This window comes from Oerskovia enterophila (assembly GCF_001692445.1).
Taxonomy (GTDB): domain Bacteria; phylum Actinomycetota; class Actinomycetes; order Actinomycetales; family Cellulomonadaceae; genus Oerskovia; species Oerskovia enterophila.
Map to the genome: position 1 here is coordinate 16,868 of NZ_MAQA01000009.1, position 15,268 is coordinate 32,135.

The window sequence follows — 15,268 nt, forward strand, 5'->3', positions numbered from 1 at the left end:
GTCAGTACCTCACCCTCGGGTCGATGAGCGCCGCGAGGACGTCCACGAGGAAGTTCGTGATCGCGACGATCACGGCCAGCAGGACGACGATCCCCTGGACCGCGACGAAGTCACGGGCCTGGAGGTACTGCGAGAGCATGAAGCCGAGGCCCTTCCACTCGAAGGTCGTCTCGGTGAGGACCGCCCCGGCCAGGAGCATCGCGATCTGCATGCCCATGACCGTGATGATCGGGATGAGCGCCGGCCGCCACGCGTGCGTGCGGACGAGGCGACGCTCCGAGACGCCGCGCGAGCGGGCCGCGTCGACGTAGTCGGTCGCGAGCGTCCCGATCACGTTGGTCCGGACGAGGCGCAGGAACACCCCGGCGGTCAGGAGCCCCAGTGCGACCCCGGGCAGGACCGCGTGCATCAGGACGTCGCCCAGGACGGCGGGGTCGCCCGTGCGGATCGCGTCCACGACGTAGAAGCCCGACGGGTCCGGGAGCGAGAGCATCTGCAGCTCGGCGCCGGTCGAGGCACGACCCGCGACGGGGAACCAGCCGAGGCCGACCGAGAAGATCAGCTTGAGCAGGAGGCCCGCGAAGAACACGGGGGTCGCGTAGCAGAGGATCGCGAAGACGCGCAGGAACGCGTCGGGGACCCGGTCGCGGTGGTGGGCCGCGAGCAGCCCGAGCGGGATGCCGACCAGGAACGCGATGATCAGCGCGTAGACCGCGAGCTCGAGCGTCGCCGCGCCGTAGGTCGTGAGGATCTCGGAGACCGGGCGGTTGTCGCTGATCGTGGTGCCGAAGTCGCCGCGCAGGATCCCGCCCAGGTACTCGAGGTACTGGACGATGATGGGGCGGTCGTAGCCGGCCGCGTGGATGCGCTCGGCGAGCTGGTCGGCCCGGAGCCTGCCGCCGAGCGCCGCGGTGATGGGGTCGCCCGTCGCGCGCATGACGAAGAAGACGGTCGTCACGAGGATGAAGACGGTCGGGATGATGAGGAGGAACCGGACCAGGACGTACCGCCCGAGCCCACCTCCTCCGGACGTCCTGGGCCGCGGGGTGGTGGGGCGTGGGGTCCTGGCGCCTGGCGGGTCGGCCGTGGTCACCTGGTCGGTCGTCGTGGTCATGTCGTCCGTTCGTCGTGGTCCGAGCCACGCTGCTCGGTTGCCTGCGGTGCTGCGGGCGCTCGGCGGAGGTCGCTCGCACGGCCCGCCGAGAGCCGTCGGGGCGGGGCGGCCCGGCCGTCGCCGGTCGGGCCGCCCGCGCCCTCGGGGATCAGCTCTTCGAGAGCGCCCCGTAGCGGAACTTGAACGACGCGTCGAGCGTGTCCTCGGTCCCGGCGACGCCCGTGCCGACGACCGCGACCTGTGCGCCCTGGAGGTACGGGACGGTCGAGAGGTCGGCGGCGACCTTCTCCTGGATCTCCTCGATGAGGGCCGTGCGGGCTGCCGCGTCGGGCGTGGCGGCCTGCTGGAGGATCAGGTCGTTGACCTCCTGGTTGTCGTAGTGGTTCGCGAGGAAGTTCTCCTGGAGGAAGAACGGCGTGAGGTAGTTGTCGGCGTCCGAGTAGTCCGGGAACCAGCCGAGCTGGTAGGCGGGGTAGACGTCGGCCGTGCGGTCCTTGGCGTACTGGACCCACTCGGTGGTCTGCAGGTCGACCGTGAACAGGCCGCTCTTCTCGAGCTGGTCCTTGATGAGCGCGTACTCCTCACCGGAGGACGGCCCGTAGTGGTCGTTGCTGTACTGCAGGTCGAGCACCACGGGGACGGTGACCCCGGCGGCCTCGAGCGTGGCCTTGGCCTTGTCGGCGTCGGCCCCGCCCTGCCCGTCGCCGTAGAGCTCCTTGAGCGGCTCGACCGCGCCGGTCAGACCCGCAGGGACGTACGAGTACAGCGGCGTGTAGGTGCCCTTGTAGACCTGGGTCGCGATCTCCTCGCGGTCGATCAGGTCCGCGACGGCCTGGCGCACGGCGAGGGCCTTGGCCGGGTCCGCGCCCTCGGCCTTGGCGCCGTAGGGCTGGGAGTCGAAGTTGAACGTGATGTAGCGGATCTCTCCGCCCGGGCCGTCGACGACCTTGACCTTGTCGTTGCCCCGGAGGTCGTCGATGTCGGTCGCGGACAGGCTGCGGAAGGCGACGTCGATGTTGCCCTCCTGGATGTCGAGCTTCAGGTTGGAGGCGTCGGTGTAGTACTTGGTGTTGACCTTCGCCGTCTTGGCCTCGCCGAGCACGCCCTGGTAGTCGGGGTTGGCCTCGTAGGAGATCAGGTTGTTGAAGTCGTACTTGGCGATCGAGTACTGCCCGGCGAACGCCTTGCCCGCGACGATGTCGGCGTCGGGCGTGAGCGCGTCGGCCGCGAACACCTCCTCGTCGACGATGGGGCCGGCAGGGCTCGACAGGATCTGGGGGAAGACCTGGTCGTCGGGCGACTTGAGCGTGAAGACGACGGTCGTGTCGTCGGGCGTCGCGACGCTCTCCAGGTTGTAGAGCAGCGAGGCGGGGCCGTTCTCGTCGTTGATGGCGACCTGCCGGTCGAACGTGAACTTCACGTCGGAGGACGTGAGGTCGTGGCCGTTGGCGAACTTCAGGCCCGGCTTGAGCTTGACGGTGTACTCGGTGGGCGCAGTGAACTCGGCGGACTCCGCGATGTCGGGCTCGACGTCCGGGCTCCCGTAGGGGGTGTTGAGCAGGAACGGGAACACCTGGTTCATGACCGCGAACGACCCGTTGTCGTAGGAGCCGGCCGGGTCGAGCGTCGTGACCTTGTCGGTCGTGCCGATCGTCAGCGCGCCTCCTGCGCTCGCGTTGCTGCTGCCGCCGTCGTCGTTCGTCCCGCTGCCGCTGCCGCACGCCGTGAGCGTGAACGTCACGACGGCGATGCCTGCCGTTGCGGCGAGGAGCCGCTTCCTCGAAACGGTCGTCATCCGTCACACCTCTTCTTCGGGGTCATGAGGTGGGTGCGCGGTGGCGCTCCCACGGCCTGGTTCTGCGACCAAGGTCCGTGATGTCTAACACACTGTTGTTTCGGTCAAGCACCCCGGAACGGCTCAGCACGGCGGTTCCGAGCATCTTGTTACCGGGTCGTAACCCCCGCCGCCACATGGTGAGACGGATCACAGTCGTGAAGTTACCGAGGAGTACGTTCCGGTGCGTCACGGCTATTTCGAGGCGGTGGACCCCCGCCGTGCGGGGTCGCCCGCTCGGGACCGCCAGCGCTGTCACCGGCGGCGCACGCTCAGCGCCCGGACGTCTCCTGCCCGACGTCGGAGCCCGGCTCGCGCGGCCCGGTCACCTCGTCGGGAGCGGGGGTCGGCAGGCGGTCCTCCGCAGGGACGTCGGGCACGCTCCCGGCGCCGGCGCCACCGAGCTCCTCGACCGGGCGAGCCGGCGACGGCTCGCCGCCCGACCCGGCCGGCCCGCCCGACCCGGCCGCCGTCCCGGTGACCTCACCGCCCGCGGTGAGCTCCGCCGTCGGGCCCGACGCCGGTACGCCCTCCGGAGCGGGCGTCGCCGCGGCCTCCGCGACCACCGGGGCCGTGGCCCCCGCGCCCAGCACCGACCCGCCCGTGACGACCACGCCCGCCGCGACCGCCTGCGCACGCAGGTCAGCGAGCTCGCGCGCGACCGACCGGACCCCGAAGCCCGAGACCACGTGGATCGCCCCCGCGACGAACGCGTACAGGCCGAACACGACGACCGTCAGGCTCAGGACGTCGTCGGCGTCGACGGGGCGCGTGACGAGCAGCAGGCCGAACAGCGTCGAGACGATGCCGAACGTCAGCAGCCACGGCCACCCCAGGTCCCTGTTGCGCACGAGCCCGGCCGCACCCACGATCGCCGTGACCCCCAGGACCAGGACCCACACGACCAGGACGTAGTAGAGCGCGGTCACGCTGAGGTCCGGCCAGAACATGACCGCGGCGCCGAAGAGCAGGTTGACGACGGCCTGCGCGAGCCACCAGGTCCACCCGACCTGCTTGCGGTGCGCCAGGCCCTGGACCGCGACGAGGACCGCGTCCGCCACGAGGAAGATCCCGAAGACCCAGCGCAGCGTCTCGAACGCCTCGAGCGGCTGGATCATGAGCAGCAGCCCGAGCACGACCAGGAGCAGCCCGCGCACCACGGGGAGCCACCAGACGTTCTTGAACGCGTTGAGCGGTTCGGGGATCTCGACCGTGTCCCGCCCTCTGCGCCTGCTCCGGACCATGCGCCACCACCGTTCGTCGTGCGCCGTGCACCCTGCCCCGCGCCCAGGGCGATCGCCCTCGGCGCGCCTGCCAGGATGGGAGCGCTACCTGCGTTCATCCTGCTGGAGGTTGGTCACACTCGCCCGGCGAAGCATGCTGGACAACGGGAGCAAGCGGGCAAATCACCCGGCAGAAAGTGGCGTAATACCGCGCCTCTCGGGACCTCCCGCCCTAGACTCGCAAGCATGTCTGCGCGTGCTCACGACCCGGCCGGTCCTCCGGCGACGGCCGAGCCACGCCCCCAGGTCCACGAGGTCGGGTCGTTCGAGACGACCGAGCACGGGGCACCGGACCCCCGCTCGTTCCGTGCGTTCCTCGCGACCCCGCGCGCCGTCGGCGACGGGACGGACCCCACGGTCCAGATCGTCGACACCCCCGAGGCGCGCGTGCGCCACCCGAGCGACCTCGTCGGGATCGTGCTGTGCGCCCTGGGCGTCGCGCTCGTCATGTTCATGTCCGTGTACGCGCACGGCACCACCGCGGGCGTCGCCGAGGACGTCCAAGGGTTCTCCGACCTCCTCGCGAGGATCCTCTTCATCCCGGTCGCGGTCCTCGAGGGCCTCGTGACACTCGCGATCCCCACGGCCGTCCTCATCGAGCTCGGCATCCGCAAGCTCGGACGCCAGGTCGTCGAGTCGATCGCCGCGGCCGCGATCGGCATGCTCCTGGGCATCGCCATGACCTACTCGGTGCTGACGTTCGGGTCGGCCGACCTGATCCAGGGCCTGTCGGTCCGCATCCGCGGCGAGTGGCAGCTCAGCATCCCCGGCTACGTCGCCGCGATCAGCGGACTGCTCACCGCGGCCGGCCCCCGCACCCGGCGCCGCACGGTCGCCTGGTCCTGGAACCTGCTGTTCATCGCGCTCGGCGTCGTCCTCATCACGGCCCAGGTCTCGCTGCCGGGCGCGATCATCACGCTCCTGCTCGGCCGGATCGCCGGCAACGCCGTCCGGTGGGTGTCCGGGGTGCGCAGCGAGCGAGCCTACGGACCGCACCTGGTCGACGGCGTCAGGCGGGCCGGGTACTCGCCCACCGCCCTCGTCCGCGTGCGCGACGTGTCCCAGCCCGCAGAGCTCGCCGAGGCGGCAGAGGACCCCATCACCGAGGTCAACGCCGACGGCGAGATCACGGGTGAAGTGCACGTCGGCGTCGTGCGCATCGCCGGCACGGACGAGGACTCGGCGCTCACCGCGGACGCGCGCATCACGGGCGACCACCTGTCCGGCGCCCTGGGCGACGGGGTCAGCGAGCCCGCCGAGGCCCCGTCGGACCCCGCGGCCATCGCGCTGACCCGCTCCGGGGACAACCGCGTCTACGCGATGTTCACCGAGGACGGGGTGCGGCGCGACGTCGTGGTGCTCGACGGCGACCGGCAGGTCGTCGGCTTCATCACGCGGTTCTGGCGCTCGCTGCGCCTGCGAGGCATCGAGGGGCGCGCCGCGATCTCCCTCAAGGCCGTCGCCGAGCGCACCGCGCTGCTCGCCTACGCGGCCCGCGCCGCAGGGGTCCGGACGCCGCGCCTGCTGGGCGTGGCCGAGGCCGACGACTCGATGATCCTGGTCCAGGAGCACGCGGTCGGCGCGGTCTCGCTGCGCGACCTGCCCGACGACGAGGTCACCGACGCCGTCCTCACCGAGGCCTGGCACCAGATCCAGCTCGCGCACGACGCCGGGCTCTCGCACCGCGCCCTGACCTCCGACGTCATGCTCGTGAGCCGGGGAGAGCCGGGAGGCGCCTCGACGCACCCGGCGGGGACCGGCCCGGGCACGGGCCCCGCGTCGGCGGCGGTCGACCTCCGCCCCGAGGGCGTCGAGGCCGGCCCCGACGACTCCGAGGTCAAGGTCTGGCTGACCGGGTGGGAGCAGGGAGACATCGCGTCGTCCGAGCTGTCGCGCCGCATGGACCTCACGCAGATGGTCGCGCTCCTCGCGCTCCGCGTGGGCGCGCAGCGCGCCGTGGCCTCGGCCGTGAACGTGCTGCCCAACGAGGACATCGCGGCGATCGGGCCGCTCCTCCAGTCGATCGCGCTGCCCGTGAGCACGCGCGAGGAGATGCGCGCCAACAAGGAGCTCTTCAAGGACCTGCGGGCCGCTCTCGTCGAGCGCCTGCCGGAGACGGACGTCGAGCCCCAGCGCATCACGCGCTTCGGGGCCCGGACGATCATCACGCTGACGCTGACGATCGTCGCGGTGACCGTGGTCGTCACGACCATGAACTTCCAGCAGATCGCCGAGGCCGTCTCCCAGGCCAACCCCTGGTGGGCCGTCATCTCGTTCGCGCTCGGCATCCTCACCTGGTTCGGCGCCGCCCTGACGTTCGTGGCGTTCTCGCCCGTGAAGCTGCCCATGATCCGCGCGACGCTGACCCAGATGGCCGGGTCGTTCGTGGCCCTCGCGGCACCGGCCGGGATCGGACCGGCGGCCCTCAACCTGCGCATGCTCACCAAGCGGAACGTGTCGACCCCCATGGCCGTCGCGACCGTGGCCCTGGTCCAGGTGTCGCAGTTCGTCATCACGATCCTGCTGCTGGTCGTCCTGTCGATGACGGCCCGGTCGGGCGGTCTGATCAAGCTGCCCTCGACCACGGTGCTGCTCGCGATCACGGGCGTCGCGCTCGCCGTGATCGCGACGCTGCTCGTCCCGGCCGTCCGGCGCTGGGTGCTCGCCAAGATCCGGCCCACGGTCCAGCAGGTCTGGCCGCGACTGTCGGAGATGCTCAGCCAGCCGGGACGCCTGGCCCTCGGCTTCGGCGGGAACATCATCATGACGCTCGGCTACGTGCTCGCGTTCGACGCGGCACTCGCGGCGTTCGGCCAGGAGCTCGCGCTCGTCGACGTGGCCGTGATCTACCTGGTCGGCAACGCCGCGGGCGCGGCGGTCCCGACCCCCGGCGGCCTGGGCACGATCGAGATCGCCCTGACCGCCGGCCTGACCGCCGCGGGCATCCCGCCAGCGATCGCCACCTCGGCCACGATCCTGTTCCGTGTCGCGACCTACTGGGCCCGCATCCCCATCGGCTGGGCCGCGATGCGCTTCCTGCAGCGCAAGGGCGACCTCTAGCGCGCGAGCTCCCGCAGCCGCTCCGGATCACCTAGCCCTGCAGCACCACCGCCGACCCCTGTCCCCCGCCGCCGCACAGCGCGGCCGCCCCCACGGCGTCGCCGCCGAGAGCCGCGAGCCGCCGCGCCAGGTGACCGACGATGCGCGCGCCCGACGCCCCGATGGGGTGCCCGAGCGCGATGGCTCCGCCGTTGGCGTCGACGATCGCGGGGTCGACGCCCAACAGGTCCGTCGACGCGAGGGCCACGACCGCGAACGCCTCGTTGATCTCGATCGCGGACAGCTCCCCGACCTCGAGACCCGCCCGGGCGCTGGCCGCGCGGATCGCGTTCGCGGGCTGCGCGTGCAGCGAGACGTCGGGCCCCGCCACGAGCGCATGACCCAGGATGCGGGCGCCGGTCAGTCCGCGCCGCTCCGCCTCCTCGTCGCTCACGAGCACGAGCGCCGCGGCGCCGTCGGAGATCTGCGAGGCGTTCCCGGCCGTGATGGTGCCGTCCTCGCGGAAGGCGGGACGCAGCCGCGCCAGGACCTCGGCCGTGGTGTCGACGCGCACGCCGTCGTCGGCCTCGACCAGGCGCCCGCCCCGCCCGGGCGTCTGGAACGGCGCGATCTCGCCCCGCAGGAAGTCGGCCGCCGCGGCTGCCCGCGCGTGCGACGACGCCGCGAACGCGTCCTGGGCCGCTCTGCTGATCCCGAGCCCCTCGCCGTGGCGCTCGGTGCTGAGCCCCATCGAGTCCCGCTCGAACGCGTCGCGCAGCCCGTCGTGCGCGAGCGTGTCCACGAGGGTCACGTCGCCGAGCTTCCGGCCCGCCCGCGACCCGACCCACGCGTGCGGTGCGAGGCTCATGGACTCCTGCCCCACGGCCACGACGACCTGGGCCTCGCCCGCGGTGATGAGCCGGTGCGCCTGCACCACGGCCTCCATGCCGGACAAGCACACCGCGTTGAGCGTCATCGCGGGCACCGAGTACGGCACGCCCGCGCCGACGGCGGCCTGCCGTGCCGGGTTCTGACCGGCCCCGCCCTGGAGCACCTGTCCGGCGAGGACGAGCTCGACGTCGTCGGGCACCAGTCCTGCGTCCGCGAGCGCCGCGCCCAGCGCGTGCGCCCCGAGCGTCGCGGCGGGCACGGTCGCGAAGGCGCCGTTGAAACGCACGAAGGGGGTGCGCGCGTACCCCACGATGACGGTCATGCTTCCTCCTGGTGTCCTGGGCGGGTCTGGGTGCGGGTGGTCGCCCCGGCCGCGGGCCGCGGTTCCTCCAGCCCGACGGCGTAGCTCGCCTCGGTCGCGTCGCGCACCTCGTCGAGGGTCACGCCGGGCGCGACGGCGCGGAGCACGAGGCCGCGGCGCGAGGCCCCGGGTGCTGCCGGTACTGCACCGGTCCCAGCTCCGAGACCCGCCCCCGATGAGTTGTCAGAAGGTGGCCGGGGAATACCCCGGCCACGTTCTGACAACGAGTCCGTGGCGGTCGGGACCCCGGGGGATGCGGGCGGCGCGAGGTCGACGACGTCGAAGACCGCGCGGTCCGTGATGATCCGGTCCACCACGGCCTGCCCCGTGAGCGGCAGCCCGCACACGTGCCGGAGCTTGGGTGACCCGTCGCGCGCCACGTGGTCCATGAGGACGACGATGCGCGGCGTGCCCGCGACGAGGTCCATGGCCCCGCCCATGCCCTTGACGAGCTTCCCGGGCACGGTCCAGTTGGCGAGGTCGCCCGTCTCGGACACCTCGAGCGCACCGAGGATCGCGATGTCGACGTGCCCGCCCCGGATCATGGCGAACGACGTCGCGGAGTCGAAGTAGCTCGCGCCCGGCAGCGCCGTGACGGTCTGCTTGCCGGCGTTGATGAGGTCGGCGTCCTCCTCGCCGTCGAGCGGGAACGGCCCGATCCCCAGCATCCCGTTCTCGCTCTGCAGCGTGATCGAGACTCCGGGCGGCAGGTGGTTCGCGACGAGCGTGGGGATGCCGATCCCGAGGTTCACGTAGTCGCCGTCGTGCAGCTCGGCCGCGGCGATCGCGGCCATCTGGTCCCGGTCCCAGGGCATGTCAGGCCTCCTTTCCTGCGGCGGGCACCGGGGCGGCGGCCTCGGCACCCGTGCTCGGTCCCGCGCCGTCCCCGCCCGCCGCGGGCGCGGCAGCCCCCGGCGCCGCCCCGCGAGCCCGCACGGTGCGCTGCTCGATGTCCTTGACCCGCGGCCGCGCGGGCACGAGCCGGTCGACGAAGATCCCGGGCGTGACCACGACGTCGGGATCGAGGGGCTCGTCGGCCAGGATCTCGGCCTCGACCACCGTGACGCGGCCGGCCGTCGCGACGAGCGGGTTGAAGTTGCGCGCCGTGAACCGGTAGGTGAGGTTGCCGTAGGCGTCGGCCCGGTGCGCGTGCACCAGGGCGAGGTCGGCGACGATGCCGCGCTCGAGGACGTAGCGACACCCGTCGAACTCCTCGACGGGCTTGCCCTCCGCGACCGGTGTCCCGACGCCCGTGGCCGTGTAGAACGCGGGGATGCCTGCTCCGCCGGCGCGCAGGCGCTCGGCGAGCGTGCCCTGCGGCACGAACTCGACCTCGAGGTCGCCGTCGAGGTACCGCTGCGCGAACAGCTTGTTCTCCCCCACGTAGGAGGACAGGACCTTGTCGACCTGGTCGCTCTCGAGCAGCAGCCCGAGCCCCTTGCCGTCGACGCCCATGTTGTTGGACACCACGGTCAGACCCCGCACGCCCGAGTCACGCACGGCCTCGATGAGGTCGGCCGGGATGCCGCACAGCCCGAACCCGCCCACGGCGATCGTCATCCCGTCGCGCAGCAGCCCGTCGAGGGCGGTGGCCGCGTCGGGGTAGCCCTTGGCGCCCTGCGGGTCGCTCCTCGCGTCGCGTCGGGCCGGGGCGTCGTCGCTCACCGGCCGGGTTCCGTCGGTCGTCATGTCGGCCTGCTTCCTGTGCGGAGGGCGTCCGGGGCCGTGCGCCCGGTGGTGTCCGGGGTCTCGAACGATCCGGCGGTCCGTGCCGACCCGGCCGCGTCGGCCTCGTCAGCCTGCCCGGCCGCGTCGGCCCGCCGCAGCACTGCCTCGGCGTGCCGGAGCGAGGGGCCGTCGATCATCACGCCGTCGTGCACGAACACGCCGTCGTGCCCGCGTGCGGCGGCCAGCAGCGTGCGGGCGCCCTCGACGGCGGAGCGCGGGGGCGCGTACGCGGCCCGGATCACGGGGACGTGCGACGGGTGGATGCACGCGGTCGCGGCGAAGCCGACGGCCGCGGCGTCGAGCGCCTCGTCGCGCAGACCGTCGAGGTCCTCGATCGCGAGGTGCACCGCGTCGACCGCGGCGATGCCCGCGGCCCCCGCGGCGAGCAGCACCGCGGAGCGCGCGGCGCGCGCGACGTCCCGGTAGCCCCCGTCGGGGAACCGGCTCGACGTCCCGCCGAGCGAGGCGACCAGGTCGTCGGCCCCCCACATGAGGGCCACGACGCCGGGCCGGCGGGCCAGCTCGGGCGCAGCCAGCACTCCCGCGGCCGTCTCGCACAGCGCGACCACGCGCAGCCCGCCGAGGTCGAGCGGCAGCCGCTCGTCGGCCTTGGGCACCATGACGGTCCGGTAGGCGGTGCGGGCGAGCGCGGCCAGGTCGGCGAGGTGCTCCGGGGTCCCGACCGCGTTGACCCGCACGATCGTCCGCGCCGGGTCGAGGGGTTCGGCGAGCAGCGCGTCGCGGGCAGCGGCCTTGCGGTCCGGCGCGACCGCGTCCTCGAGGTCGAGGATCACGGCGTCGGCGCGATCGAGCGCCTTGCGGTACCGGTCCGGCCGGTCGGCGGGGCAGAAGAGGAGCGCGGGCCCCAGGTCGAAGGTCGTCACGAGGGGTCGCCCTCCTGCCCGACGGCGTCACGCGCCCCCGCGCCCGGCCCACCCTCCGTGGTGGTCGCGACGGCCGTCTCGTGCGCGGCGCGCGTCCACACGAGCGTCGACCGCACGGCCCGGGCCACGAGCACGCCGTCCTGGTTGTGCCCGCGGTGCTCGAACGTCACGACGCCCTGCCCGGGCCGCGAGGCGGAGGGCCGCTTCTCGAGCACCACGGTCGAGGAGTACAGGGTGTCGCCGTGGAACACCGGGTGCGGGAACGCGACCTCGGCGAACCCGAGGTTGGCGACGATCGTGCCCTGCGTGAGCTGCGCGACCGAGGCCCCGACGAGCGTCGAGAGCGTGAGCATCGAGTTCACGAGGCGCTGCCCGAACGGCTGGGTCGCGGCCCACGCGGCGTCGAGGTGGAGCGACTGGGTGTTCATGGTCAGCGTCGTGAACAGGACGTTGTCGGCCTCGGTCAGCGTGCGCCCCGGGCGGTGGACGTAGCGGACCTCGGTCTCGAGCTCGTCGTAGTAGAGCCCGCGCTGCTCGATCTCCCGCATCCTGCGCTCCTTCCTGCTGGTCTGATGTGTGTCCCAGGTGCCGAGAACGAGGTTGCGGTCGTTCTGGCCGGCATACCGACCACGACCTCGTTCTCGACCGCGGCTCAGGCCGTGAGCCCCAGCCCGCGCGCGATGATCATGAGCTGCACCTCGGTCGTCCCCTCCCCGATCTCGAGCACCTTGGAGTCCCGGTAGTGGCGGGCCACGGGGTTCTCGTTGAGGAACCCGTAGCCGCCGAAGATCTGCGAGGCGTCGCGCGCGTTGGCCATGGCCGCCTCGCTGCCCACGAGCTTCGCGATCGACGCCTCGACCTTGAACGGCGCGTCGTTCGCGAGCTTCGACGCCGCGTCGTAGTAGCAGAGCCGTGCCTGGTGGACGCGGGCCGCCATGCGCGAGAGCGTGAACGCGATGTGCTGGTTCGAGCCGATGTCGCGGCCGAACACGTTGCGCGTCCGCGCGTACCGCAGCGCCTCCTCCAAGCACCCTTGGGCAGCCCCCGTGGCGAGCGCCGCGAACGCGACGCGGCCCTCGTCGAGCACGCGCAGGAAGTTCGCGTACCCGCGCCCCTGCTCGCCCAGCAGGTTCGCCTCGGGGACCCGGACGTCCTCGAAGGTCAGCGGGTGGGTGTCGGACGTGTGCCACCCGACCTTGTCGTACGCCGGCCCGACCGTGAACCCCTTCGTCCCCGACGGCACGAGGATGCTCGACAGCTCCTTCTTCACGGTCCCGTCGGCCCGGGTCTCCTCGCCCGTGACCGCGGTGACGGTGACGACGCTCGTGATGGGCGTCCCGGAGTTGGTGATGAACTGCTTGCTGCCGTCGATGACCCACACCCCGGCGCCGCCGTCGGGCCCGGTCTCGATCTGTGCCGTCGTGCGCGTCGCGCCCGCGTCGGAGCCCGCCTCGGCCTCGGTCAGCCCGAACGCCGCGAGAGCCCGTCCCGTGACCAGGTCCGGCAACCACCGCTCGCGCTGCGCGGCGGTCCCGTGCCGGACGATCGGCATGATGCCGAGCCCGACGCCGGCCTCGAGCGTGACCGCGATGCTCTGGTCGACGCGCGCGAGCGCCTCGACCGCGAGGCACAGCGAGAGGTAGTCCTTGCCCTGGCCGCCGTGCTCGACGGCGAAGGGCAGGCCGAACAGCCCCAGGTCGCCCATCTCGCGGATGATGTCGAGCGGCAGGCGGCGCTCGGTGTCGTACGTGTACGCCGCGGGCGCGACGACGGTGTCCGCGAACTCGCGCACGGTGTCGCTGAGCTTGCGCTGCTCGTCGGTGAGCTCGGTGTTCATGGCGCTCCTGGGGTGTGGGAGGGGACGGGGACGGCCGGGGTACCGGCCTGGGTGGGGACGTGCGAGGGCGGCGTGACCACCGCGGGGGCAGGCCCGTCCGCCGGGGCGGGAGACACGTCGTCGGGCACCTGGTCGACGCGCGCGACCACCTCGTCGCGGCGCACCAGGTCTCCCGGGCGGATCGTGAGCCGCACGACGCCCGCGTGCGGGGCCCTCAGCGCGTGCTCCATCTTCATGGCCTCGACCGTGACGAGGACCGCGCCCGCGGCGACGGTCTCGCCGTCCGCGACCGCGACCGTCACGACCGTGCCGGGCATGCCCGCGCGGACGTCGGGGCTCGTGAGAACGTCGGCGCCGTCGGCGTAGGCACCGCGGGCGGCGGCGCGGAGGGCGAGGAGCTCGGCGCGCGTCGGGACCGCGACCTGGACCACCCGGCCCTCGCGCGCGAGCCACACGCTCGCGTCCGTGTGGTCGGCCGCCAGGTCCACGGTCTCTCCCACCCCGTCCACGACGTAGCGCCACGCGTGCGCGCTCCCCGCGACGGGGGTCAGCGCGGCCCGCCGGGCTGCCCCCGGCCGTGGGTCCCCGTCCACGTGCACGACGGCGTCGCTCGCCTCTCCCGTCACGGTCACCTCGCGGGGTGCACGCGTCGGGGTCGTCGTGCCGGGCGCCGTGTCGACCAGGGTGACCCTGCGTGGGCGCGGCGCGGCGTTGAGACGCCAGCCGTCGTCTGAACCCCACGGGCCGGTGGCGTGCGGCGTCGCGCCCCGGGAGCCGGGAGCGCGCGCCCCTAGCGAGAACAGCGCGACGGCCACGAGGTCGTCCTCGGTCGCGGTCCCCGGGGGCACTCCCCCGGCCGCCACGAACCGCTCGATCAGCCCCGTGTCGAGGTCGCCGGACCGGACGTCCGGGTCCCCGAGGAGCGCCCGCAGGAAGCCGATGTTGGTGTCGACCCCCAGGACGAGCGTCTCCGCGAGCAGGCGGTCGAGCCGGTCGAGCGCCTGGGCGCGGTCGGCGCCGTGCGCGACGGCCTTCGCGAGCAGCGGGTCGTAGTCGCCCCCGACGCGGAGCCCCTCGGTGAGGCTGCTGTCGAGACGCCACCCCTCGCCGTCGGGCTCGGTGAGCGCGAGGACCTCGCCCGTCGCGGGCAGGAACCCGCGGGCCGGGGACTCCGCGTAGACGCGGGCCTCGATCGCGTGGCCCCGCAGGACGACGTCCTCCTGCGCGAACCCCAGCGCCTCCCCCGCCGCGACGCGCAGCTGGGCCTCGACCAGGTCGAGGCCCGTGACCATCTCGGTCACGGGGTGCTCGACCTGCAGGCGCGTGTTCATCTCGATGAAGAAGAACGTGGTCGGGTCGTCGGCGGGCACGAGGAACTCGACCGTCCCGGCGCCCTCGTAGTCCACGCTGCGCGCGACCTCGCACGCGGCGGCACCGATCCGGGCACGGGTCGCAGCGTCGAGCAGCGGCGACGGCGCCTCCTCGACCACCTTCTGGTGACGGCGCTGGAGGGAGCACTCGCGCTCCCCCAGGTGCACGACGGCGCCGCGCGAGTCCGCGAGCACCTGCACCTCGATGTGGCGCGGCCGGGCGACCAGGCGCTCGACGAGCAGCGTGCCGTCGCCGAACGACCGGGTCGCGACGCGTCGGGCGCTCGCGAGCGCAGCCGGGAGGTCGTCGGCCGACGTCACGACCTGCATGCCCTTGCCGCCGCCCCCCGCCGAGGGCTTGACCAGCAGCGGGAAGCCGACGTCGCGCGCGGCCCGCGCGAGCGCCTCGTCGTCGAGCGCTCGGCCCGTCACGGGGTCGCGGCCCGTGCTGCCCGGCACGACTGGGACCCCGCGCGCCGCGACGATCTCCTTGGCCGTGATCTTGTCGGCCATGGCCTCGAGCGCCGCGACGCTCGGCCCGACGAACACGATGCCCGCGTCCGCGCAGGCCCGCGCGAGCTCGGGGTTCTCCGACAGGAAGCCGTAGCCGGGGTGGACCGCGTCGGCGCCCGTCGCGCGGGCCGCGTCGATGATCGCGGGCACGCTCAGGTACGACTCGGTCGCGGGGGCCGGGCCGATCCGCACCGCGACGTCGGCGAGGGACACGTGGCGCGCGCCGGCGTCGGCGTCGCTGTGGACCGCGACCGACCGGATGCCGAGGCGCCGCAGCGTGGCGATGGTGCGGCACGCGATCTCGCCGCGGTTGGCGACGAGGACCGTGCCGAAGGGGCGCCGCCCCGCGGACGAGTTGTCAGAGCTGGGCCGGGGCATACCCCGGCTCGCTTCTGACAACTGGTCGGTGGTGTG

11 protein-coding genes are annotated in these 15,268 nt (G+C 73.2%); 1 reads left to right on the forward strand and 10 read right to left on the reverse strand.

What is annotated here, in order from left to right:
• Nucleotide 1: 1 nt before the first annotated feature.
• The 3 genes from OERS_RS05395 to OERS_RS05405 form a co-directional block, all read right to left on the reverse strand.
• Complete coding sequence (locus OERS_RS05395) at nucleotides 2-1,114, reverse strand: ABC transporter permease (protein ID WP_082618128.1); 1,113 nt, start codon at nucleotides 1,112-1,114, stop codon at nucleotides 2-4.
• Nucleotides 1,115-1,262: 148 nt separating this feature from the next.
• On the reverse strand, nucleotides 1,263-2,909 hold the full coding sequence (locus OERS_RS05400; protein ID WP_068625029.1) for an ABC transporter substrate-binding protein: 1,647 nt from the start codon (nucleotides 2,907-2,909) through the stop codon (nucleotides 1,263-1,265).
• A 311-nt stretch (nucleotides 2,910-3,220) separates the two neighbouring features.
• Nucleotides 3,221-4,192 carry an HdeD family acid-resistance protein gene (locus OERS_RS05405; protein ID WP_068625030.1) on the reverse strand — a complete coding sequence of 324 codons (972 nt, stop codon included), beginning with the start codon at nucleotides 4,190-4,192 and terminating at the stop codon, nucleotides 3,221-3,223.
• A 225-nt stretch (nucleotides 4,193-4,417) separates the two neighbouring features.
• Here OERS_RS05405 and OERS_RS05410 point away from each other — a divergent pair, with 225 nt between their 5' ends.
• Complete coding sequence (locus OERS_RS05410) at nucleotides 4,418-7,291, forward strand: lysylphosphatidylglycerol synthase transmembrane domain-containing protein (RefSeq protein ID WP_068625031.1); 2,874 nt, start codon at nucleotides 4,418-4,420, stop codon at nucleotides 7,289-7,291.
• A gap of 31 nt (nucleotides 7,292-7,322) precedes the next feature.
• Here the strand turns inward: OERS_RS05410 and OERS_RS05415 are convergent, their stop codons facing one another.
• The 7 genes from OERS_RS05415 to OERS_RS05445 all read right to left on the reverse strand — a co-directional run bounded on the left by OERS_RS05415 (nucleotide 7,323) and on the right by OERS_RS05445 (nucleotide 15,232).
• Nucleotides 7,323-8,483 (reverse strand): acetyl-CoA C-acyltransferase, encoded by a 1,161-nt coding sequence (locus tag OERS_RS05415; protein ID WP_068625032.1) that lies wholly within the window; start codon nucleotides 8,481-8,483, stop codon nucleotides 7,323-7,325.
• On the reverse strand, nucleotides 8,480-9,337 hold the full coding sequence (locus tag OERS_RS22385; protein WP_056761085.1) for a 3-oxoacid CoA-transferase subunit B: 858 nt from the start codon (nucleotides 9,335-9,337) through the stop codon (nucleotides 8,480-8,482). The genes OERS_RS05415 and OERS_RS22385 overlap by 4 nt, the downstream gene beginning before the upstream one ends.
• Nucleotide 9,338: 1 nt before the next feature.
• Entirely contained in the window at nucleotides 9,339-10,211 is an 873-nt protein-coding gene (locus tag OERS_RS05425; protein WP_083201242.1) for a CoA transferase subunit A, read from the reverse strand.
• Nucleotides 10,208-11,134, reverse strand: a complete 927-nt coding sequence (locus OERS_RS05430; RefSeq protein ID WP_083201243.1) for an HpcH/HpaI aldolase/citrate lyase family protein — start codon at nucleotides 11,132-11,134, stop codon at nucleotides 10,208-10,210. The genes OERS_RS05425 and OERS_RS05430 overlap by 4 nt, the downstream gene beginning before the upstream one ends.
• The gene (locus tag OERS_RS05435; RefSeq protein WP_082608336.1) at nucleotides 11,131-11,682 is read right to left on the reverse strand and encodes a MaoC family dehydratase; all 552 of its coding nucleotides are present in this window, start codon (nucleotides 11,680-11,682) and stop codon (nucleotides 11,131-11,133) included. Before OERS_RS05435 ends, OERS_RS05430 begins: the two co-directional genes overlap by 4 nt.
• A 104-nt stretch (nucleotides 11,683-11,786) precedes the next feature.
• Complete coding sequence (locus OERS_RS05440; protein WP_056644454.1) at nucleotides 11,787-12,971, reverse strand: acyl-CoA dehydrogenase family protein; 1,185 nt, start codon at nucleotides 12,969-12,971, stop codon at nucleotides 11,787-11,789.
• The gene (locus tag OERS_RS05445) at nucleotides 12,968-15,232 is read right to left on the reverse strand and encodes an ATP-binding protein (RefSeq protein WP_068625033.1); all 2,265 of its coding nucleotides are present in this window, start codon (nucleotides 15,230-15,232) and stop codon (nucleotides 12,968-12,970) included. The genes OERS_RS05440 and OERS_RS05445 overlap by 4 nt, the downstream gene beginning before the upstream one ends.
• Nucleotides 15,233-15,268: the final 36 nt, after the last annotated feature.